This window comes from Variovorax sp. P4_D9 (assembly GCF_056401695.1).
In genome coordinates this window covers 1-21,793 of sequence record NZ_JBFUIU010000064.1, presented here as the reverse complement: position 1 = coordinate 21,793, position 21,793 = coordinate 1, and the positions used below count along the sequence as shown (strand labels likewise).

At 69.1% G+C, this 21,793-nt stretch carries 17 protein-coding genes; 8 read left to right on the top strand and 9 right to left on the bottom strand.

Features of this window, described 5'->3' with window-relative positions:
- Both AC1DY5_RS10000 and yjfF read left to right on the top strand, forming a co-directional pair.
- The coding region (locus AC1DY5_RS10000; RefSeq protein WP_478111134.1) for an ABC transporter permease subunit at positions 1-275 on the top strand (275 nt) is incomplete at its 5' end.
- 4 nt (positions 276-279) lie between these two features.
- Positions 280-1,314, top strand: a complete 1,035-nt coding sequence (yjfF, locus tag AC1DY5_RS09995; protein ID WP_478111133.1) for a galactofuranose ABC transporter, permease protein YjfF — start codon at positions 280-282, stop codon at positions 1,312-1,314.
- A gap of 28 nt (positions 1,315-1,342) precedes the next feature.
- Here yjfF and AC1DY5_RS09990 read toward each other — a convergent pair whose 3' ends face one another.
- The 5 genes from AC1DY5_RS09990 to AC1DY5_RS09970 all read right to left on the bottom strand — a co-directional run bounded on the left by AC1DY5_RS09990 (position 1,343) and on the right by AC1DY5_RS09970 (position 8,599).
- Positions 1,343-2,842 carry a CYTH and CHAD domain-containing protein gene (locus AC1DY5_RS09990; protein WP_478111132.1) on the bottom strand — a complete coding sequence of 500 codons (1,500 nt, stop codon included), beginning with the start codon at positions 2,840-2,842 and terminating at the stop codon, positions 1,343-1,345.
- Between the two features lie 38 nt (positions 2,843-2,880).
- Positions 2,881-3,132, bottom strand: coding sequence for a hypothetical protein (locus AC1DY5_RS09985; protein ID WP_478111131.1), 252 nt, complete (start codon positions 3,130-3,132; stop codon positions 2,881-2,883).
- 108 nt (positions 3,133-3,240) lie between these two features.
- The gene (locus AC1DY5_RS09980) at positions 3,241-3,606 is read right to left on the bottom strand and encodes a hypothetical protein (protein ID WP_478111130.1); all 366 of its coding nucleotides are present in this window, start codon (positions 3,604-3,606) and stop codon (positions 3,241-3,243) included.
- 147 nt (positions 3,607-3,753) lie between these two features.
- Complete coding sequence (gene cphA, locus AC1DY5_RS09975; RefSeq protein ID WP_478111129.1) at positions 3,754-6,321, bottom strand: cyanophycin synthetase; 2,568 nt, start codon at positions 6,319-6,321, stop codon at positions 3,754-3,756.
- Positions 6,322-6,358: 37 nt separating this feature from the next.
- A complete protein-coding gene (locus AC1DY5_RS09970; RefSeq protein WP_478111128.1) occupies positions 6,359-8,599 on the bottom strand; it encodes a cyanophycin synthetase in 2,241 nt (746 codons plus the stop codon).
- Positions 8,600-8,726: 127 nt separating this feature from the next.
- Between AC1DY5_RS09970 and AC1DY5_RS09965 the strand changes: the two genes are divergently transcribed.
- From AC1DY5_RS09965 to queC, 3 genes are all read left to right on the top strand, one after another.
- Complete coding sequence (locus AC1DY5_RS09965; RefSeq protein WP_478111127.1) at positions 8,727-11,003, top strand: cyanophycin metabolism-associated ABC transporter; 2,277 nt, start codon at positions 8,727-8,729, stop codon at positions 11,001-11,003.
- Positions 11,000-11,464, top strand: a complete 465-nt coding sequence (locus tag AC1DY5_RS09960; RefSeq protein WP_478111126.1) for a cyanophycin metabolism-associated DUF1854 family protein — start codon at positions 11,000-11,002, stop codon at positions 11,462-11,464. Before AC1DY5_RS09965 ends, AC1DY5_RS09960 begins: the two co-directional genes overlap by 4 nt.
- A gap of 189 nt (positions 11,465-11,653) precedes the next feature.
- Positions 11,654-12,355, top strand: coding sequence for a 7-cyano-7-deazaguanine synthase QueC (queC, locus tag AC1DY5_RS09955; RefSeq protein WP_478111125.1), 702 nt, complete (start codon positions 11,654-11,656; stop codon positions 12,353-12,355).
- Here the strand turns inward: queC and AC1DY5_RS09950 are convergent.
- Positions 12,334-14,100: an ABC transporter ATP-binding protein/permease gene (locus tag AC1DY5_RS09950; protein WP_478111124.1), complete on the bottom strand. Its 1,767-nt coding sequence runs from the start codon at positions 14,098-14,100 to the stop codon at positions 12,334-12,336. The genes queC and AC1DY5_RS09950 overlap by 22 nt on opposite strands.
- A 196-nt stretch (positions 14,101-14,296) precedes the next feature.
- Between AC1DY5_RS09950 and AC1DY5_RS09945 the strand changes: the two genes are divergently transcribed.
- The 3 genes from AC1DY5_RS09945 to AC1DY5_RS09935 are packed head-to-tail and all read left to right on the top strand — an operon-like array spanning position 14,297 to position 18,070.
- Positions 14,297-15,331, top strand: a complete 1,035-nt coding sequence (locus tag AC1DY5_RS09945) for a putative 2-aminoethylphosphonate ABC transporter substrate-binding protein (RefSeq protein ID WP_478111135.1) — start codon at positions 14,297-14,299, stop codon at positions 15,329-15,331.
- Positions 15,332-15,341: 10 nt separating this feature from the next.
- The gene (locus AC1DY5_RS09940; protein ID WP_478111123.1) at positions 15,342-16,409 is read left to right on the top strand and encodes an ABC transporter ATP-binding protein; all 1,068 of its coding nucleotides are present in this window, start codon (positions 15,342-15,344) and stop codon (positions 16,407-16,409) included.
- Positions 16,406-18,070 (top strand): putative 2-aminoethylphosphonate ABC transporter permease subunit, encoded by a 1,665-nt coding sequence (locus AC1DY5_RS09935; RefSeq protein ID WP_478111122.1) that lies wholly within the window; start codon positions 16,406-16,408, stop codon positions 18,068-18,070. Before AC1DY5_RS09940 ends, AC1DY5_RS09935 begins: the two co-directional genes overlap by 4 nt.
- 12 nt (positions 18,071-18,082) lie before the next feature.
- Here the strand turns inward: AC1DY5_RS09935 and AC1DY5_RS09930 are convergent, their stop codons facing one another.
- From AC1DY5_RS09930 to gspE, 3 genes are read right to left on the bottom strand one after another with little or no spacing between them, the layout of a single operon-like run.
- A complete protein-coding gene (locus tag AC1DY5_RS09930; protein WP_478111121.1) occupies positions 18,083-18,982 on the bottom strand; it encodes a 5'-nucleotidase in 900 nt (299 codons plus the stop codon).
- 2 nt (positions 18,983-18,984) lie between these two features.
- The gene (gene gspF, locus AC1DY5_RS09925) at positions 18,985-20,217 is read right to left on the bottom strand and encodes a type II secretion system inner membrane protein GspF (RefSeq protein ID WP_478111120.1); all 1,233 of its coding nucleotides are present in this window, start codon (positions 20,215-20,217) and stop codon (positions 18,985-18,987) included.
- 31 nt (positions 20,218-20,248) lie between these two features.
- Positions 20,249-21,664, bottom strand: coding sequence for a type II secretion system ATPase GspE (gene gspE / locus AC1DY5_RS09920; protein WP_478111119.1), 1,416 nt, complete (start codon positions 21,662-21,664; stop codon positions 20,249-20,251).
- Positions 21,665-21,793 lie beyond the last annotated feature (129 nt).

Sequence of the window (21,793 nt, the reverse complement as noted above, 5' to 3'; positions counted from 1 at the left end):
GCAACAACGCCGGCCAACTGCTCGAGCTCGACGCCATCCTGGCCGTGACGCTGGGCGGCACGGCGCTGACCGGCGGCCGCTTCAGCCTCGTCGGCAGCGTGATCGGCGCGCTGATCATCCAGACTCTGACCTACGCGATCTATTCGCTCGGCGTGCCGCCCGAGATCAACCTGGTGGTCAAGGCGGTCGTGGTGTTCGCGGTGATGCTGCTGCAGTCGGCCGAGTTCCGTGCCAGCCTGCGGCAGCTGGCGATGCGGCCGGCGCGCGGGGGATGACGCGATGAGCGCCGTGGTGTCGAACAGGTCCGAGCCGGCCGCGGCGCCGGCAGAGCGCAAGCCACCGGCAGGCGCACGGCTCAATCCCAAGTACCTCCCGCTGACTGCGACCATCTCGCTGTTCATGCTGATGGCGACCCTCGGCTCGGTCTTCTACGACGGCTTCTTTTCGCCGCAGGTGTTCCTGAACCTGCTGATCGACAACGCCTTCGTCTGCATCGTCGCGGTCGGCATGACCTTCGTGATCCTGTCGGGCGGCATCGACCTGTCGGTCGGCTCGGTGATTGCGCTGACCACCATGGTCTCGGCCTCTCTGGTCGAGAAGCATGGCTGGAGCCCGGCGGTGGTGATCCCGCTGGTGCTGGCGATGGGCACGCTCTTCGGCGCCTTCATGGGCGTCTTGATCGAGCGCTTCCGCCTGCAGCCCTTCGTCGTCACGCTGGCCGGCATGTTCCTGGCGCGCGGCCTCTGCTACCTGATCAGCATCGACTCGATCAGCATCACCAACGAGTTCTATGCCAAGGTCTCGCAGTGGCGGCTGCCGGTGTGGGGCGATGCGTCGATTTCAGTGTCGGCCCTGATCGCGCTGGCGGTGGTGGCGCTGGCGGTGTTCGTCGCCCACTTCACGCCCTTCGGCCGCGCCGTGTATGCCATCGGCGGTAGCGAGCAGTCGGCGCTGCTGATGGGCCTGCCGGTGCGCTCCACGGTGATCGGCGTCTACACGCTGTCGGGCTTCTGCTCGGCATTGGGCGGCGTGGTCTTCACCTTTTACATGCTGTCGGGCTACGGCCTGCACGCGGTCGGCCTCGAGCTCGACGCCATCGCCGCGGTGGTGATCGGCGGCACGCTGCTCACGGGCGGTGTCGGCTACGTGGTGGGCACGCTGTTCGGCGTGCTCATGCTGGGCATCATCCAGACCCTGATCTCCTTCGACGGCACGCTGAGCTCGTGGTGGACCCGGATCGTGGTCGGCGTGCTGCTGTTCGTCTTCTGCCTTCTGCAGCGCCTGTTCACCGCGCGCGGCACGGCGTCGCACTGAGGCCAACCCCATCGCGCGCGGGCGCGACTCAATCCTTCCAGAACGGCCGCAGCTCGGCCACCTTGGCGAGCGCCTTGCCACATTGCGCGGCGCTGGCGGGCTGGTTCGCCGCCAGCCAGCCGACTGCGAACCAGGCGGCGCCATCGGTCGCGGCCTGCGCGCGGTAGGCGGCCATCGCGATCGCGGCGTCGTTGTATGCGCCGAGCGCGTCCTGCGCCGGCTCCAATTGCGCCAGAAAACGCTCGGCGGCGCGCCGGCCGAACAGCGGCGCCACGAACTCGCCCAGGTAGCGCAGCCGCTTGAGGCGCTTGCGGACGCGATGCTGCTGCGTCGGCTCGAGTCTTTCGAAGCGCTTGCCGTCGCGCAGCACTTGCCGATGCAGCTTCGAGAGCCGGGCCCGGATCGCCTTGCGGGCCGGGCTGGAGGGGTGCTCGGGTCCGGCCTCGGGGCCGCCCTCGGGCAGYGCGTTGGCAATCAGGCGCATCAGCACCGCCTGGAAGGCAGCCGCACGCACCGCGGATTCTGCCGACGGGATGTCGTCCGCGGCTTCGTTGATGTCGAGCGGCGGTGCACCGTGGGCCAGGAGCTGCGGCTGCACGCTGCGCAGCCTATGGTCGCGATCACGTTGCCGGCCCAGCGCGCGGAAAGCCTCGGCCAGCGCCGGCTCCCATGCCGGGTCGATGGCCGGCGCGAAGGCCGCCATTTCGCGCAGGGCGGTGCGAAGGCGCCGGATGCCGACGCGAAGCTGATGCACGTGCTCGGGATCGGGACTGCCTGCGGCGACCTCGCTGGCGTTCGGAAGGATCTGCGCCAGGCAGCTGTCGAGTACCGCGCGAAAGACCTGAGGCCCGCTGTCGCCGGCCTTCAGCCGCGGCGCCGCTGCCTTGATCGGCGGGCCGTGCACCACGCCGCGCGCCAGCCGCTCGCCACGCTCCGACTTGGACACGGTGTCGAGCCAGAGTCCGTAGCGGGCGCGCCAGCGGCCGGCGAGCTCGAGCAGTGACGACGGACTGCCGTGCTTGAGTTCGATCTCGAGTTCGCGCAGCGGCTGCGTGCGCTCTCCGGCGCGAACGGTGCCGACATCGAAGGCGAGTTCGACCAGCGCATCGCCGCTGCGCATCTCGCGGGTGCTGCGCCAGACGTCAGTGCCGTAGAGCGGCACAAGCTCGGCCTCGCCCGGGTCGCGGCCGGCCAGGCGCAAGGCTTCGGCGATCCGTTCGCCGACCGGCGTTCCTTCGTGACGGCCGATCTGGGGCAGCGGGATCTCCCTGGGCTGCGCGGGCGGCAGCTCGACGTTGTGTTCGAGGCGCTCGACGAGGCTGCGGCCGGGTGCCTTGGCCGTCTGCACCCAGGCGCCGTCTTCCTTGCGGACCCGCAGCACGACATGCTGCGCAGCCAAGGCGCCGTCGGGCGTGTCGTAGTAGCGCGCCCGTAGCCGCGCGCGGTACGAGCGGCCGCGCCCGACCGCTGCTTCGACCGCCGCCTGGTGCGCGGAGTCGACCTGGAACTTGAGCTCGAATTCGATCACTGGGCCACGCGATGACCCGAACGCTACGGGCGCCGGCTTCACTCCTTCAGTTCGCTCACTTGTAGCGACAAATCGTACAGCTTGGACTTGCTGGCGTAGTAGCGGTCGAGCCGCCATTCCTTCAGGATGTCCATCGCCAGCTGGAAGCTCTTGTAGTCGAGTTCGTAGAGCATGACCAACTCGAAACTGGCCTCGGATTCGAGTGCCAGGACCAGTTGGGCCAGGATCTTTGCAGACGCGTGGGTCGGGTCCGTCTCGATAAATCGGCGGGCGACCTTGATGGCGTTCATTGGGGGAAGCTCCCTGGTTAGTGCATTCCCCTGACTATAGCCAGCGCCGCCATCCCATTTGTGACAGTCGGATGACAGGCCGAGGCATTCCCGGCCCGTCATCCAGGGTCAGCGAACCGGTGTCTCGGCCTGCCGAATCACGCCGCCGCCCAGCACGCTGCCGGTGACGGTGGTCGACGCGCCCCCCACGACCCTGGCTTCGCAGGCTTCGCGGTCGCTGGCCGGCTGGCGTTCGCAGCGCGCCAGCGCATTCTGCTGCAGGGTGGCGGCATCAGGCGCCGGGAAAGCGCCGCGACGCGCCATCTCGGCCGCGGCGCCGCGTTYGCGCATGCAGGCATTCCGGTCCTGCATCATGCCATCGCAGGGCAGGGAGCCGGGGGGCAGGCCGGCCGCGAAGGCCGCCGAGGCGCCCAACAGGCTGCCGGCGGCCAGCAGGGCGGCGGAACAGGAACGCAAATGCAAAACGTTTTTCATCGGTCACTCCTTGAGTCTTGGCGGCGCGCCATTGCGCCGGTCCGACCGTCACGTGTGGTCGGGCTTCAAGCAGTGTGAGAGAGGTCGGCGCCGTGTGCGAGCCCCCACAGGCTCGCATTCTTGTCGGACAGGGCCGCGCGCTGGCGCTCAGCCGGCGGCGATCCGCTTGGCCAAGTGGGCCAGCGCTTCGTCGACCTGGTCGACCAGGATCAGCGACAGGTCGCCAGGCTGCAGCCGTTCCAGCGCACTGTCGATGGCGATGAACTCGCCGCGGATCTCGTCTATGAAGCTGGTGCGGCCGGCGCCCTGGAGCCCCTGCCGCAGCAGGGCCATGACTTCGCCGTCGGCGCGGCCGCGCTGCGCCGCGTCCTGATAGAGGATGACGTCGTCGAAGGCCTCGCCGAGGATCGCGGTCTGGTCCCGGATGTCGCAGTCCCGGCGGTCGCCGGCGCCGCTGATCACGACCGAGCGCTTCTTGGCCGGCATGGTGTCGACCGCGGCGACCAGCGCGCGCATGGCGTCGGTGTTGTGCCCGTAGTCGGCGATCACGGTGGCGCCGCGGTAGTCCATGACGTTGAACCGGCCCGGCACGCCCGCGGCGTCGTTCTTGAAGCTCGCGAGGCCGCTGCGGATGCTGTCCCAGTCGAGGCCCACGGCCCAGGCCGCGGCCACCGAGGCCATCACATTGTCGACTTGGAAGCCGATGGTGCCGTTGCGCGTGATCTGCACGTCGCGCAGCGGGATGCGCTCGCGCCATGAGCCTTCGGCCGCCACCAGCGCATCCTGGTCGACATAGACCGTGCGCTTGCCCTGGGCGCGATGCGTGGCCATCACCGGGTGGGTGCGGTCGGCGGAGAAGAAGATCACGCTGCCCGGGCAGATGGTCGCCATCGCGGCGACGTTCGGGTCGGCCGCGTTCAGCACCGCGTAGCCGCCGGGTGCTACGTTGCGCACGATCACGCGCTTGAGCACCGCGAGGTCTTCGACGGTGGTGATGTAGTTGAGTCCGAGATGGTCGCCGCTGCCGATGTTGGTCACCACCGCCACCTGGCAGCGGTCGAAGCCGAGGCCTTCGCGCAAGATTCCGCCGCGCGCCACTTCGAACACCGCCGCATCGACGTCGGGATGCAGCAGCACGTTGCGCGCACTCTTCGGACCACTGCAGTCGCCGCTGTCGGTCTGGCGGCCATCGACGTAGACACCGTCGGTGTTGGTCATGCCGGTGCGCAGCCCGCTGCCGGCCAGCAGATGGTTGATGAGCCGCGCGGTGGTGGTCTTGCCGTTGGTGCCGGTGACCGCCACCACGGGAATCCGACCGTCGTCGCCGTGCGCGAACAGGGTGTCCATCACCGCCTCGCCGACCGCCCGGCCGCGGCCGAAGGAAGGCGAGATGTGCATCCGCAAGCCCGGTGCGGCATTGACCTCGACCACGCCGCCGTGCTGTTCCTCGAGCGGGCGCAGCACGTTCTCGCAGACCATGTCGACGCCGCAGATGTGGAGTCCGACCATCTGCGCCGCGTCGACCGCGCGCGCGGCGACTTCAGGGTGCACCGTGTCGGTGACGTCGGTGGCGGTGCCGCCGGTCGACAGGTTGGCGTTGTTGCGCAGCACCACGCGCTGGCCCAGCGCCGGCACGCTGTCGGCCGTGAGGCCCAGCGACTCAAGGCGGCCGACCGCGATGTCGTCGAGCCGGATCTTGGTCAGCGAGGTGGCGTGGCCCTCGCCGCGGCGCGGATCCTGGTTGACCCCCTCGACCAGTTCGAGGATCGACTTCACGCCGTCGCCGATCACCTGCGGCGGATCGCGGCGGGCGGCGGCCACCAGCCGGTCGCCGACCACCAGCAGGCGGAAGTCGAAGCCCGGCAGGAACTTCTCGACCATCACTTCGCCATAGGCGGCGGCCGAATCGTAGGCGGCCAGCAACTGCTCGCGGCTGGTGATGTTGACCGTGACACCCTTGCCCTGGTTGCCGTCCTGCGGCTTCACCACCACCGGCAGGCCGACCTCCTGGGCCGCGACCCAGCCGTCTTGGGCGTCGCTCACGGGCCGGCCCAGCGGGACCGGCACGCCGGCGGCATTGAGCAACTGCTTGGTGAGTTCCTTGTCCTGCGCGATGGCCTCGGCCACGCCGCTGGTGCTGTCGACTTCGGCGGCCTGGATGCGGCGCTGCTTGGAGCCCCAGCCGAACTGCACCAGGCTGCCGCGGGTCAGGCGGCGGAACGGGATGCCGCGCGCCACCGCCGCATCGACGATCGAGCCCGTGCTCGGGCCGAGGCGCTCGGATTCGTCAAGATCGCGCAGCTCGGTGATCGCAGCGGTGGCATCGAATTCGTTGCCGCCGTGGGCGGCTTCGATCAGTCCCTTGGCCAGTTCGAGCGCACGCCGTCCGACCGCTTCTTCGCTGTACTGGAAGGCGACCTGGAACACGCCTTCCTCGAGGGTGCGCGCGGTGTGGCCGAAGTTGACCGGGCAGCCGGCCTGTGCCTGCAGTGCGATGGCTGCGTTCTCGATCACGTGTGCCAGCGCCAGCGGCTGGCCCAGCACGACCGGGTGCAGCTCGCCGATGGTCGGGAACAGCGCGCGCAGGCGGTTCTCGAAGCCCGGCAGGCGCTCGATCGCGGATTCGTCGGGCGTGCACGAGACGATCGCCTCGATGCAGGTGTGGCGGCTCCACAAATTCGGGCCGCGCAGGGCGCGGATGCGGGTGACTTCCATGGCGTTCGGGCGCCGGCRGACCCGGAGGTCCGGCCGGTCAGGCAAATTGTGGTTCGGGTGAAACGAGGGTTTGCGACAGCTGCAGCGAGGCCAGCGCCGCCTGCAGGTCGGCTTCGAAGGCTTCGACGCCGGCCCCGATCAGGTTCATCGGAATGCCCAGCGCCCAGCCGGCGGCGACCGCGGCGAGCAGGCTCTCGAGGCTGACCCCCACGTGGGTGGCGCGCCAGATCGTCAGCCGGCCAAGGCCGGGCAGGAACGATTCGCTGCCGCCGGTGGCCAGCACCACGCGGTCCTGGCGCACCAGCACCGCCTTGCCGCCGGCGTCGCGGTGCTTGGCCAGCGCGTCGGCCTGCGGGTCGGCGGCGTAGAGGATCACGTCGCCATCGCACAGCGGCGCCAGGCCGGCCACGCGCGGGTCGCCGGCGTTCAGCACAGCGGTGCCTTCGGCCAGCACGACGTCGACCTGCGTGCGCAGCACCTTGACCATCTGGTCGCTCTCAGTGATGTCGAATTCGCCCAGCGCCTCGGCGCCTTCGAGGTCGGTCACGATGCCGACCTCGCAGCGGTCGTAGGCCAGACCGTCGCGCAGGATGGTCTCGGCGCCGTTCTCGATCACCACCGCCTGAACCGCGCGGTTCACGAGCAGCCGGTGGCCGGCCTCCCAGTGGGCGCTGTCGCGAGCGTCGACCCGGCGTCGTTCGAGGAACAGGCCGTCGCGGCAGGCCAGGCCGGTGTGGCGGCCGCCGAGGCCGATCAACCAGGCCACTAGGCGCGCCAGCACGGCGGTGTCCTGCGAGCCGGCGACGCCGACGACGGGAATGCGGCCGGGCGCATCGTCCGGAAACAGGTGATCGCAGATCGCGCGGCCGACCGGCCGTGGCGAGCCGACAGCCGGCTTCAGGTGCATCAGCAGGCCGGGGCCGGCGTTGACCTCGACGATCGCGCCGCCCTGGCCCGCCAGCGGGCGCGAGATGTCCTCGGCCACCAGGTCGACGCCGGCGATGTCCAGGCCGACCACGCGGGCGGCCAGCACGGCCGCATGGGCGACTTCGGGGTGCACCTGGTCGGTGCAGTCGATCGCCATGTTGCCGTTGCGCTGGATCGTGACCACGCGGCCGGTGGCGGGCACAGCCGCGGCGTCCAGGTCCTGGCGCTTGAGTTCGAGCTGCAGCTTGGCATCGGAGTCGACCACGATCAAGTCGAGCGGATATTCTTCCTCGGCACCGCGCCGGGGGTCGCTGTTGAGTTGGCTGTCGATCAACTGGGCCACGGTCGACTCGCCGTCGCCGGTGACCGTGATGATCTCGCCGCGGGCGGCGGCCACCACCTGGCCGCCCACCACTAGCAGGCGGTGCTCGTGGCCGCGGATGAAACGCTCGACCATCACGTCGCTGCCCTCGGGCTCGGCGACCGCGAAGGCGGCGATGACTTCGTCCCGCGTGTTGAGTTCGAGCGAGACGCCGCGGCCATGGTTGGCATCGGAGGGCTTGACCGCCACCGGCAGCCCGATGTCTTCGGCGGCTTCCCAGGCTTCCTCGGCATCGGCCACCACCTGGCCCTCGGGCACCGGCACGCCGCAGCTGGCGAGCAGCGACTTGGTGAGTTCCTTGTCGCTGGCGATCGATTCGCCGATGGCGCTGGTGTAGTCGGTCTCGGCAGTCCAGATGCGCTGCTGGTTGGCGCCGTAGCCGAGCTGGACCAGGTTGCCGCTGTTGAGCCGCAGGTGCGGAATGCCGCGGTCGGTGGCGGCGCCGACGATACAGGCGGTGCTCGGGCCGAGATAGCAGTCCTCGACCTTGGCCTTGACCGCGTCGACCGCGCGCTGCACCTCGGCGGCGCCGAACGGGTCGTTGTTGATCGCGGCCATCAGCAGCCGGTGGCCCTCGGCCAGCGCGACCCGCGCGACCTGCTCGTCACGGGCGCGGAAGACCATGCGGTAGACGCCGTGCTGCGAAGTGCTGCGGGTCTGGCCGAAGCCGGTCGGCATGCCGGCCAGGTTGAGCAGCTCGATTACGACGTGCTCCATCACGTGGCCGGCCCAGGTGCCTTCGGTCAGGCGCTGGATGAAGCCGCCGCGCTCGCCGACGCCGCAGTGGTGCTCGATCAGCGCCGGCAGCAGGGTGGTCAGGCGGTCCGTGAAGGCCGGAATCATGTTCGAGGGATGGTCCTCCAGGGCGCCGAGGTCGAGCCAGACCTCGAGCACGGGCCGGTAGGTCCAGAGGTTCGGTCCGCGCAAATAGTTGATGCGCAGCAGTTGGATGTCGTCGAAACGGGTCATGAAAACGTTCGATGTGCTTTGGCCGAGCACGGATGCGCCCTCAAGCGCGCCCATGGCCATCGGTCAGAATCGGCGCGCGCGGAGCGCCATGAAGGGTCCGTCGGCGGGCCAGAGATACAGAAACACAATGCAACATCACGATCCAGTCGGAACCCCGGGGGGCGAAGCGGAGGCGGCTTCAGACGCACTGAAAAGCCGGCTCTCATTGGCGGAAAACGTTCTGGCGACCCTCCCGGTTGACCTTGACGAGGACTTTCGATTCAGGTCCGGACTGCTGGCCCTGACCGACCAGCGCCTGCTGGCGCGGGAGCCGGACGGTCAATGGTCTGAATGGCGGATTCCGGCGCCGGGCCTCGACATCCAGCTCAGCGACCATGCCGGCATCGGTGCGCTCGACCTGCTGGGCGCGGAGGGCCGCCTGGGTCGCTGGCGCTTCACGCTGGCCCAGCAGCCGGCCGCCTTGCGGCTGCAGAAGCTGTTCGATCAGCAGGCCAATGCAGTCGCGCAGGCGACAGTTTCGGGCGCCGACCTCGACGACGCGCCCTTCATCGAGCCCGAGCTGCAGACCCCGCCGTCGACCTGGGTGCTGCTGCGCCTCGGCCGCTTCGCCAAGCCCTACCGCAAGCAGCTGATCACCGGGTTTCTACTCACCCTGGCTTCGACCGCCGCGACCCTGGTCCCGCCATACCTGACGATTCCGCTGATGGACGACATCCTGATCCCGTTCCAGAACGGGCAGCAGATTGCGGTCGCCAAGGTCGTGATGTTCCTCGGCGCGCTGCTGACCGCGGCGCTGGTCGGCTGGGCGCTCGGCTGGGCCCGCACCTACCTGCTGGCGCTGGTTTCCGAGCGGATCGGCGCCGACCTGCGCACCACCACTTACGAACACTTGCTGACCTTGCCGCTCGATTACTTCGGTGGCAAGCGCACCGGCGACCTGATGGCGCGAATCGGCTCCGAGACCGACCGCATCAACGTCTTCCTGTCGCTGCATGCACTCGACTTCCTGACTGACGTGCTGATGATCACCATGACCGCGGTGATCCTGTTCTCGATCAACCCGCTGCTGGCGGTGGTCACGCTGGTGCCGCTGCCCTTCATCGCCTGGATGATCCACGTGGTGCGCGATCGGCTGCGCACCGGCTTCGAGAAGATCGACCGGGTCTGGAGCGAGGTCACCAACGTGCTGGCCGACACTATTCCCGGCATCCGCGTGGTCAAGGCCTTCGCGCAGGAACAGCGGGAGGCGAAGCGCTTCCACGCCGCCAACGCCTACAACCTGCAGGTCAACGACAAGCTCAACAAGACCTGGTCGCTGTTCACGCCCAGCGTGTCGCTGCTGACCGAGATCGGGCTGCTGGTGGTCTGGGGTTTCGGCATCTGGCAGGTGGCGCGCGGGCGCATCACGGTCGGCGTGCTGACCGCCTTCATCGCCTACATCGGGCGCTTTTACACGCGGCTCGACTCGATGAGCCGGATCGTCTCCGTGACGCAGAAGGCGGCGGCGGGCGCCAAGCGGATCTTCGACATCCTCGACCACGTGAGCAACGTGCCCGAGCCGACCAACCCGGTGAAGGTCGAGCGGGTGCAGGGGCGCATCGAGATGGCCGACGTCGGCTTCCGCTACGGCAGCCGGGCGGTGATCCGCGACCTCGACCTGGTGATCGAGCCGGGCGAGATGATCGGGCTGGTCGGCCACAGCGGCTCGGGCAAGAGCACGCTGGTGAACCTGATCTGCCGTTTCTACGACGTGACCGACGGCGCCATCAAGGTCGACGGGACCGACATCCGCCGCTTCGCGGTGGCCGACTACCGGCGCCACGTCGGGCTGGTGCTGCAGGAGCCCTTTCTTTTCTTCGGCACCATCGCGCAGAACATCGCCTACGGCAAGCCCGAGGCCACGCGCGAGGAGATCGTCGCCGCGGCGCGCGCCGCCCACGCGCACGACTTCATTCTGCGGCTCGCGCACGGCTACGACTCGCTGGTCGGCGAGCGCGGCCAGGGCCTGTCGGGCGGCGAGCGCCAGCGCATCAGCATCGCGCGTGCACTCCTGATCGACCCGCGCATCCTGATCCTCGACGAGGCCACCTCGGCGGTCGACACCGAGACCGAGAAGGAGATCCAGAAGGCGCTCGACAACCTGGTGCAGGGCCGCACCACGATCGCGATCGCGCACCGGCTGTCGACCCTGCGCAAGGCAGACCGGCTGGTGGTGATGGACCGCGGCGAGATCGTCGAGGTCGGCCCGCACGACGCGCTGATGGAGAAGCAGGGCGCCTACTGGCGGCTCTACCAGGCGCAGCTGCGGCAGGCCGACGACGAGAGCGCGGGCGCGCTGGCCGAACGCACCTCGGTGGCCTTGGCGCTGGGCAGCCATGCCGCGCATCCGGCGGGGGGCGCATGATGGACTTTCGACTTGAACGCGATGCCTTCGGCCGGCTGGTGCTGATCGATGGCGATGGCATGCGCCACGTCGGCGTGCTGCCCGTTCGCGCCTTTCCGCTCAGCGCGCCCGACGACGGCTTGTCGCTGGTCGGCAGCGACGGGCGTGAACTGGTGTGGGTCGACCGCGTCGACGCCCTGCCGGAACCCGTGCGTGCGCTGCTGGCGCACGAACTCGCGGCCCGCGACTTCGCGCCGACGCTTTTGAAACTGCACAAGGTGTCGAGCTTCGGCGTGCCGAGCACCTGGAGCATCGCCACCGACCGCGGCGAGACCAGCTTCGTGCTGAAGGCCGAGGAGGACATCCGCCGGCTCGACGGCGGCGCGCTGCTGATCGCCAGCGCGCACGGGGTGCAGTTCCGCATTCACGACGTGAAGGCGCTGGACCGCGGGTCGCGGAAGCTGCTGGAGCGCTTCCTGTGAAGTGCAGCGGCCCAGTCAAGGTGCACGCCGTGCCGGCGATTTCCCCATGGGCACGCAGATGTTCAGACCGCTTCCTGCAGACCAGGAAGAAGGCCGGCTCCAGGATATTCGTCCTGAAGCAAGGGACGCCGGGCGTGACATCTGCCCGGGTCAGGCATCTACTTGGCGACTGAATCCGATTTCCAGCTCATGCACAGCACCGCCCTTGTCCTATTCTCCGGTGGCCAGGACTCCACCACCTGCCTGGCCGACGCGCTCGACAAATACGAGCGTGTCGAAACAATCGGCTTCGACTACGGCCAGCGCCATCGCGTCGAGCTCGATGCACGTCTCACCGTGCTGGCTCGCCTGCGCGAGCGCTTCCCGCAATGGGCGCTACGGCTGGGCGACGACCACCTGCTGTCGGTCGACGTGCTGGGACAGGTCAGCGCCTCCTCGTTGACGCAGGACATCGCCTTCGAGATGCAGGCCAACGGCCTGCCCAACACCTTCGTGCCGGGCCGCAACCTGCTGTTCCTGACGCTGGCCGGCGCGCTGGCCTACCGGCGCGGCCTGGAGGTGATCGTCACCGGAGTCTGCGAGACCGACTTCTCGGGCTATCCCGATTGCCGCGACGACACCATGAAAGCAATGCAGGTCGCGCTCACGCTGGGCATGGACCGGCGCTTCGTGATCGAGACGCCGCTGATGTGGATCGACAAGGCCGCGACCTGGGCCCTGGCGCACCGGCTCGGCGGCGCCGCGCTGGTCGACCTCATCGTGGAGGACACCCACTCCTGCTACCTGGGCGAGCGCACGCAGCGCCACGCCTGGGGCTACGGCTGCGGAAACTGCCCGGCTTGCGAACTGCGGGCGCGGGGCTGGGAGCGCTACGTGGCCTCGACCCTGTAGCGGGCGTCCGCGCCTTCGGCCTGCGGCACCAGCGTCCAGCGGCGCTGGTGGTGGTCGCCGACCGAGGGCCGGTGCGCGATCGACACCATCGCCCCGCCCGCGGCATGGACCATCGCGGCCAGCCGCTTGTAGAGCGTGTTCTCGCTGTCGGCATCGAGCGCGCTGGTGGCCTCGTCGGCGAACAGCCAGGCCGGCTTGCGCAGCAGCACGCGGGCGATCGCCAGGCGCTGCTGTTCGCCCCCCGAGAGCTTCTGGCTCCAGGCGTCGCGGTCGTCGAGCCGGGCGGCGAGGTCGGGCAGCAGCGCATCGTTCAGGGCCTGTACCAGCTGTTCGTCGGTGAACTTCCCGGCCGGCTGCGGATAGGCCAGCGCATCGCGCAGCCGGCCGTCCGGCACATAGGGCCGCTGCGGGATGAACATGGTGTTGTCGGGCATCGAGACCCGGCCCTTCGCGAACGGCCAGATGCCGGCGAAGGCCCTGAACAGCGTCGACTTGCCACTGCCCGAGGGGCCTTGCAGCATCACAGTGTCGCCGGGATGGACGGCGAGCGCGGCGCCGTCGATCAGGCGCGCACCATCGGGCAGGGTCACGCCGAAGCCATCGGCGCGCAGCCCCTTGGCGTTGTCCGCCGGTGCCCGCTCGAGCGCGCTGGTGGCGCCGGCATTGGCCCGCATCGCCGCCTCGAAGGAGCTCAGCCGGTCGGCGGTGGCCCGCCAGACGGCCACGCGGTCGTAGTTGTCGACGAACCAGCTCAGCGAGTCCTGCACCCGGCCGAAGGCCGAGTTCACCTGCATCAGCTGGCCGAGCTGGATCGCACCGCTGAAGAAGCGCGGCGCCTGCACGATGAAGGCGAAGATCACCGAGGCCTGGCCGAACGAGGCCGTGAAGGCCACCAGGTTCTTCTGCTTCCTGATCAGTTGCAGGTAGTTCTTGAGCACCGCACCGAAGCGCAATTCGAGCTGGCCATGCTCGACCTGCTCGCCGCGGTCGAGCGCAATGGCTTCGCTGTACTCGCGCACCCGCACCAGGTGATGGCGGAAGTCGGCCTCGAAGCGCTGCTGCTGGAAGTTCAGGCCGATCAGCGGGCGGCCGATGTAGTGGGTGATGACCGTGCCGGCCGCGCAGTACACCAGCGCGATCCAGACCATCGAGCCGGGCACCGAGAAGCTGTGGCCGAAGAGCGTGAAGTCGGCCACCCCGCTGAGGCCCCACAGGATGCCGATGAAGCTCACCAGCGTGACCACCGCATTGAGCAGCCCCATCGACAGCGTCATCGTGTAGTCGGTGAAGAGCTGCATGTCTTCCTGGATGCGCTGGTCGGGGTTGTCCGGCGACAGGCCGTCCTGCTGGCCGTAGCGCGCGAGCTCGAGGCGGTAGAAGGTGCGGTCGGCCATCCAGCGCTGCAGGTAGCTGCGGGTCATCCAGGCGCGCCAGCGCAGCTGCAGCAACTGAGTCAGGTAGAACTTGAGGATCGCGATCGCGATGAAGCCGGCCGCGATCCAGCAGAAGTAGACGATCTCGCGCCAGAAGACCGCCTGGTCCTTGTTCTGCAGCGCGTCGTAGAAGCGCGCGTACCACTGGTTGTTGAGCACCAGCATGTAGACCACGCCGAGGTTGAGCGCCACGATCGCCGCCAGCAGGCCGCGGGCCTTCCATTTCTCCTCGGAATTGAAATAGGGCGCCGCCAGCGCGCCGATGCGGCGCAGGGTGGTCAGCATGCTCTTGGAACCGGTGCTTGCAGTCATAGCGTGGGAGTGGGATCACGCCTGGGGACGGCGCGTTGCTTTCATCCTAAACCCACACGGCCCCGCTTTCTTAAGCGGCGCTGAAAACCGGGGCCGGCTGACAAACGCCTGTCACATCGGCTGCCGATGATCCACGGGTTTCATGCATCGGCGCATGCCGCCTTGCATCCCCCCGTTCCCTCTAGGAAATCTCATGATGCGTCGCAGCTTCCAAACCCTCCTGCCGGCCGTCCTGCTGGCCCTCGGCGCCGGCGCCAACGCGCAGGGCCGCACTGAGCTGCTGATCTACACCGCGCTCGAGGCCGACCAGGTGCAGGCCTACAAGGCCGCCTTCGAGAAGGACAACCCGAGCATCGAACTCAAGTTCGTGCGCGACTCGACCGGCATCGTCACCGCCAAGCTGCTGGCCGAGAAGGCCAACCCGCAGGCCGACGTGGTCTGGGGCCTGGCCGCCACCTCGCTGATGCTGCTCGACAAGGAAGGCATGCTGCAGCCCTATGCGCCCAAGGGCCTGGAGGCGGTCAAGCCGACCATGCGCGACAGCGCCAATCCGCCCAAGTGGGTCGGCATGGACGTCTGGTCGTCGGCGATTTGCTTCAACACGGTCGAGGCACAGAAGAAGAACCTGCCCAAGCCGACCCGCTGGGCCGACCTAACCAACCCGGTCTACAAGGGCCAGATCACGATGCCGAACCCGGCCGCCTCGGGCACCGGCTACATGATGGTCTCGGGCTGGATCCAGATGATGGGCGAGGACAAGGCGTGGCAGTACATGGACGCGCTGCACCAGAACATCGGCATCTACAGCCAGTCCGGCAGCAAGCCSTGCCGCCAGGCCGGCGCMGGCGARTTCGCGCTSGGCATGTCCTTCGAATACCGCGCCAACAAGACCAAGCGCGACGGCGCGCCGATCGACATCGTGCTGCCCGCGGAAGGYCTSGGCTGGGACATGGARGCCACCGGCGTCATGAAGACGACCCGCAAGCCCGAGGCCGCCAAGGCGCTGGCCGACTGGGCGGTCACGAAGCAGGCCAACGCGCTCTACGCGAAGAATTTCGCGGTGCTCGCGTTGCCGGGCATCCAGGAGAAGCTGGAGTTCGTGCCGGGCGAGGTCGAGAAGCTGCTGGCGAAGAACGACTTCGACTGGGCCGCCGCCAACCGCGAGCGCATCCTGGCCGAATGGTCGAAGCGCTACGAGTCGAAGTCCGAGAAGAAGGCGCCGCCGCAGTAAGAACTCGCGCATGACCTCGACCCTCTCCCTGCGCGGCATCGGGAAGTCCTTCGGCGCCAACCGCGTGCTCGACGGCATCGAACTCGACGTCGAGCCCGGCGAGTTCGTCTGCCTGCTCGGGCCCTCGGGCTGTGGCAAGACCACGCTGCTGCGCATCGTCTGCGGCATCGAGCGCGCCGACCGCGGCCGGCTGCTGCTGAGCGGCCAGGACATTGCGGGCCTGCCGCCGGCGGCGCGCGGCTTCGGCGTGGTGTTCCAGTCCTATGCCCTGTTCCCGAACCTCACGGCGGCGCAGAACATCGCCTACGGCCTGCATCCCACCGGTGCGCTGGAGCGCGAGATGGCCAAGCGCTCGCGCGAAATGCTCGACCTGGTCGGCCTCGCCGCCCATGCCGACAAGTACCCGGTGCAGCTCTCGGGCGGCCAGCAGCAGCGCGTGGCGCTGGCCCGCGCGCTGGCGCCGAATCCGCGCCTGCTGCTGCTCGACGAACCCTTGTCGGCGCTCGACGCGCAGGTGCGCGCCAGCCTGCGCAGCGAGATCCGCGCGCTGCAGAAGCGGCTCGGCATCGTGACGATCATGGTCACGCACGACCAGGAGGAGGCGCTCTCGATGGCCGACCGCGTGGTGCTCATGCACGACGGCCGCATCGAGCAGGCCGGCACCCCCGGCGAGCTCTACCACCGGCCGCGCACCCGCTTCGTCGCCGGCTTCGTCGGTCGCATGAACATGCTGCCGGCCACCGTGCTGGCGGACGACCGGGTCCGGGTGCGCGACAGGGAACTGCATTGCGCACCCGGCTCGCTGCACGTGGGCGCGCAAGCCACGGTCGGCATCCGTCCCGAGCAGGTGGTGGTCAGGCGCTTCGGCGATGGGCAGGGCGCGAACAGCTTCGCCGCCCGCCTGCTCGGCACCGAGTTCCTCGGCCACCGGACGGCCGCCCGGCTGGCCTGCGAGCCGCTCGGCATCGAGATCGAGGCCGAGCTGCCCGCCGATCACCGGGTCGGCGAAGCGCTGGTGCCAAGCAGCATGGTGCACATCGAGCTGCCGCCGCACGCGCTGTCGGTGCTGGCGCGTTGAAGGCCCTCGACCGTGAACGCTGGCTGACCGGGGCCGGCGTCGGGCTGGCGCTCGCGACGCTGCTGGTGATCGTCGCCATGCCGGTGGCCGCGCTGGTGGGACGGAGCTTCTTCGACCGCGCCGGCGGCTTCGTCGGCCTGGCCAACTTCGCCCGCTACATGGACAACCCGGCGCTGCTGCAGTCGGCCTTCAACAGCGTCTGGCTGGCCGCGCTGAGCGCGTCGATCTGCACCGCCATCGCCTATGTCTACGCCTATGGGCTCACGCTTTCGTGCATGCGCGGCAAGGGCCTGCTGCGTGCCATTGCGCTGCTGCCGCTGCTGGCGCCATCGCTGTTGCCGGCGATCAGCCTGATCTACCTGTTCGGCAACCAGGGCCTGTTCAAGGACTGGCTCGGCGGCCTCTCGATCTACGGGCCGCTGGGCATCGTGCTCGGCTCGGTCTTCTGGACCTTGCCGCATGCGCTGCTGATCCTGACAACTGCGATGGCGACTTCGGACGGTCGCTTGTCCGAGGCTGCCCAGACCCTCGGCGCCTCGCGCTGGCGCATCTTCCGCACGGTCACGCTGCCGGCCTCGCGCTACGGACTGATCGTGGCCTGGATGGTGGTCTTCGTGCTGGTCATCACCGACTTCGGCGTGCCCAAGGTGGTGGGCGGCCAGACCGGCGTGCTGGCCACTGACATCTACAAGCAGGTGGTGGGCCAGCAGAACTTCCAGATCGGCGCCGTGGTCGGCTTCGTGCTGCTGATCCCGGCGGTGCTGTCTTTCACGGTCGAGCGCCAGGTGCGGCGGCGGCAGGCGGCTGCAATGTCGGCGCGCGCCACGCCGCATCGGCTCGAGCCGGCGCCGCTGCGCGATCGCCTGCTGTTCGCAGCCAGCCTGCTGATTGCAGCCGGGATCGTCCTGATGATCGGGATGGCGGTGTTCGCATCGCTCGCCACCTACTGGCCGTATCAGCTGGCGCCATCGCTCAAGAACTACGACTTCGGCAACATGGATGGCGGCGGCTGGGGCAGCTATTTCAACTCGCTGAAGCTCGGCCTGGGCGCCGCGGTGGCCGGCGCCGTCGCCACCTTCCTGTCGGCCTACCTAGTCGAGAAGCCGCGCCACTTCGGCCTGCTGCGCGAGGCGCTCAACCTGTTGGCCAACCTGCCGCTCGCGGTGCCCGGCCTGGTGCTGGGCGTCGGCTACATCTTCTTCTTCAACGCACCGGCCAATCCGCTTCGGGGCCTCTATGGCGGGATGGCGATCCTGATCGTCTGCACCGTGGCGCATTTCTTCTCGGTGGCGCACCTGACCTCGCTCACGGCTCTGCGCCAGCTCGACCGCGAGTACGAACTCGTCGCGGAGTCGATGGGCGTGCCCTTCTGGCGCACGCTGTGGCGGGTGCACCTGCCGGTGGCCCTGCCCACGGTGCTGGAGGTCGGCGGCTACTTCTTCGTCAACGCTATGACCACCGTCTCGGCGGTGGTGTTCCTGTATTCGCCGCAGACCACGCTGGCCGCGATCGCGGTGCTCAACATGGACGATGCGGGCGACGTCGCGCCGGCGGCGGCGATGGCTTCGCTGATCATGCTCACGGCAGCGGTCGGCCGCGGGCTGTTCGCGCTCGCTGGGCGCGCGGTGCTGGCGCGGACCCAGGGCTGGCGCAGCCGCTAGGACCGATGGAATTCAGCGCGGGTTGCTGATGCCGCTGGCCACGTGCCCCGAAGGCACATGGCGGGCGGCCGCATCGACGTGGCCGGTCTGGTCGTCGAAGAAGAAGTCGGGCTCGAACTCGCGCAGGAACTCGCCCTTGGGCAGGCCGCCGAGAAACATCGCCTCGTCGACCTTGATGTTCCAGTTCATCAGCGTTCGGATCGCGCGCTCGTGGGCCGGCGCGCTGCGCGCCGTGACCAGCGCGGTGCGGATGCGCATCTCGGGACTGCTGGCCTGCTGCAGCCGATGCAGTGCCGTCAGCAGCGGCTTGAAGGGTCCTTCGGGCAGCGGCAAGCCGGCCTTGGACGATTCGTGCAGCTGGAAGGCATCGAGCCCCTCGGCCTGGAACACACGCTCGGCCTCGTCGCTGAACAGCACCGCGTCGCCGTCGAAGGCGATCCGCACTTCGTTCGGGTAGGCATCGCTCGCCTGCACCGACTCGACCAGCACGCGCGCCGCCGGAAAGCCGGCGACCAGCGCCTCGCGCACGTCTTCGGCATTGACCGACAGGAAGAGATGGGCGCGCAGCGGCCGCAGGTAGCCAAAGGGCGGCCGGCCCTGCGTGAAGACGCCGCGCTGCAGCGAGATGCCGTTGGCCACGCCCGAGCGGAACACGCGCATGCCCGACACCGGATCGTTGCGCGACAGGATCACGACTTCGACCCGCTGCTGGCCACTTTCATTGAAGCGCAGCAGCTTGCGCACCAGCGAATAGGCGATGCCCGGCTGGGCCGGCACGTCGAGCCGTTCGAGCTGCAGCTTCATGTAGCCGGCGTCGTCGCCGGATTCGAAGATGCGGTTCTCTTCCTCGAGGTTGAACAAGGCGCGCGAGGAAATCGCGACCACCAGCTTGTCGTCGAGGGAGGCGGCCATGGCTACTTCACGAACTGGTTGAGCTGGATGATCGGCATCAGCACCGCTAGCACGATCAGCATCACGACGCCGCCCATCGCCACGATCAGCAGCGGCTCGAGGATGGTCGCGAGGTGCATGGCTCGCCGCTGCACTTCGGCGCCGAGCTGGTTGGCGGCGCGCTGCAGCATCAGCGGCAGCGTGCCGGTCTGCTCGCCGAGGCGCGCGAACATCGAGACGATGCCCGGGAAGCGCTTCTTCTGCGCCAGCGCCGAGGCCAGCGGCGCGCCTTCGCGCACCAGCACCAGCGCATCGAGCGCATCGGCGCGCATCGCGGTGTTGCTAAGCGTTTCGGAGGCGGCCTGCAGCGCGCGCAGGATCGGCACACCGGCGGTCGCCAGCATCGCCAGCGTGCTCGCGAAGCGCGCCGCGTTGTAGCCGCGGGCCAGCTTGCCGACCAGCGGCAGGTTGAGCCAGGCGGCATCGAAGCGCTCGCGGACGGCGGTGCGGGCGAGCGCCATCCGGGCGCCGATGAAGGCGATCACCACCGCGACCAGCAGCAGCCAGCCGTAATTGCGGACGAAGGCGCTCAGCGCCAGCATCGCGACCGTGAGGATCGGCAGCGCGCGCTTGGTGCCGGCGAAGACGTTGGCCACCTGCGGCACCACGTAGCTGACCAGGAAGACCACGATCACGATCGCCACCAGCGTCACGATGGCCGGATAGAGGGCCGCGCCGACCAGCTTCTGCTGCAGCGCCTGGCGCTGCTCGAGGTCGTCGGCCAGGCGCTCGAGCACCAGGCCCAGGTTGCCGCTCTGCTCGCCGGCACCGATCACGGCGACGTAGATCGTCGAGAACTCTCGCGGGTGCTGCGACAGCGCACGGCCGAAGGGGGCGCCGGCATTGACCTCGGCCCGCAGCGAGGCCACCAGGTTGCGCTGGGCCTCGGTCTCGGCCTCGTCGGTCAGCGCGGTCAGCGCGCGCTCGAGCGACAGCCCCGAGGACACCAGGCCCGCGATCTGCCGGGTCCAGACCGCCAGCGTGGTCGCGTTGAAGATCCGGCCACCGCCGAGCAGGCGGCGCCAACTGCGGGCTTCAGGCACGCCGCTCTCGACGCTGCCGACCGCCGTCACCGACAGCGGGATCAGCGCCTGCGCCCGCAGCATCCCGCGCGCGCTGCGCGCGGTGTCGGCCTCGAGCACGCCCTTGCGGGATTGGCCCTGGGCGTCGATGGCTTCAAAGGAATACGCAGGCATCGGGCGATTCTCGTCCAGGCAGGCCCGGGCGTCAGTCTCGGGTCACGCGAAGCAGTTCGGCGCGCGAGCTGATGCCGGCCTGGACCAGCCGCTCGCCGTCCTCGCGCATCGAGCGCAAGCCGCCGCGCTCGGCGGCCACGAAGAGCTGGCTCTCGGGCGCCCGGTTGTGGATCAGCGACTGCACGGTCTCGTCGGCCACCAGCAGCTCGAAGATGCCGGTGCGTCCCTGGTAGCCGGTATGGCCGCAGGCGTCGCAGCCCACGGGCTGCGCCTCGTGGCCGGCGGCCGGCGCGCACACCGGGCAGAGCTTTCGCACCAGCCGCTGCGCCAGCACGCCGAGCAGCGAGGAGCTCAGAAGAAAGGGCTCGACGCCCATGTCGGTCAGCCGCGTCACGGCGCTGACCGAGTCGTTGGTGTGCAGCGTGGCCAGCACCAGGTGGCCGGTGAGCGACGCCTGGATCGCGATCTGCGCGGTCTCGAAGTCGCGGATCTCGCCGATCATGATGACGTCCGGGTCCTGTCGCAGGATCGCGCGCAGGGCCTTGGCGAAGGTCAGGTCGATCTTGGCGTTGACCTGGGTCTGGCCGACCCCCGGCAGCTCGTACTCGATCGGGTCCTCCACCGTCATGATGTTGCTGCTGCTGGCGTCGAGCCGGCTCAGCGCGGCATACAGCGTGGTGGTCTTGCCGGAGCCGGTCGGGCCAGTCACCAGGATGATGCCGTGCGGCTGGCCGATCAGCTGCTCGAAGCGCGCCAGGGTGTCGCCCTGCATGCCCACCGATTCGAGCGTCAGCTTGCTCTCGGACTTGTCGAGCAGCCGCAGCACGGCGCGTTCGCCATGCGCCGAGGGCAGGGTCGAGACCCGCACGTCAACCGCGCGGGTGCCGATGCGCAGGCTGATGCGCCCGTCCTGCGGCAGCCGCTTCTCGGCGATGTCGAGGTCGGCCATGATCTTCAGCCGCGAGATCAGCGCCGCGTGCAGTGCGCGGTTCGGCTGCACCACTTCGCGCAGCGTGCCGTCGATCCGGAAGCGCACCGAGGAGGTCCGCTCGTAGGGTTCGATGTGGATGTCGCTGGCGCCGTCGCGCGCCGCCTGCGTCAGCAGGGCGTTGAGCATGCGGATGATCGGTGCATCGCCGGCCGACTCGAGCAGGTCCTCGACCGCCGGCAGCTCCTGCATCATGCGCGAGAGGTCGGCATCGCCCTGGACCTCGCTGACCACCGCGGCGGCGTTCGATTCGCCTTTCGCGTAGGCCGCGCTGATGCGTTGCGCGAGCTGGTCGGGTGCCAGCGGCTCGAAGGCTTTCACCGGGTACTTGCGCAGCACCTCGCCCAGGCCGCTGCGCGGCGGCACCCTCGGCATGCACAGCGTGTAGCTGCCGTCGTCGGCCTCTTCGAGCAGCAGCTGCTGGCTGCGGGCGAAGGCGTAGGGAAGGGGATAGCGCACGGCCGGAACCTAGGGCAGTTCGCGCGCCGTCGATGGATCGGCGGTCGGCGGCAGGGCGCCCTTCATGGGCGAAGGGCGAAGCGCGCGCGTGTCGGTCGGCGTCAGCGGCGGCGGCACCAGGCGCGTGCC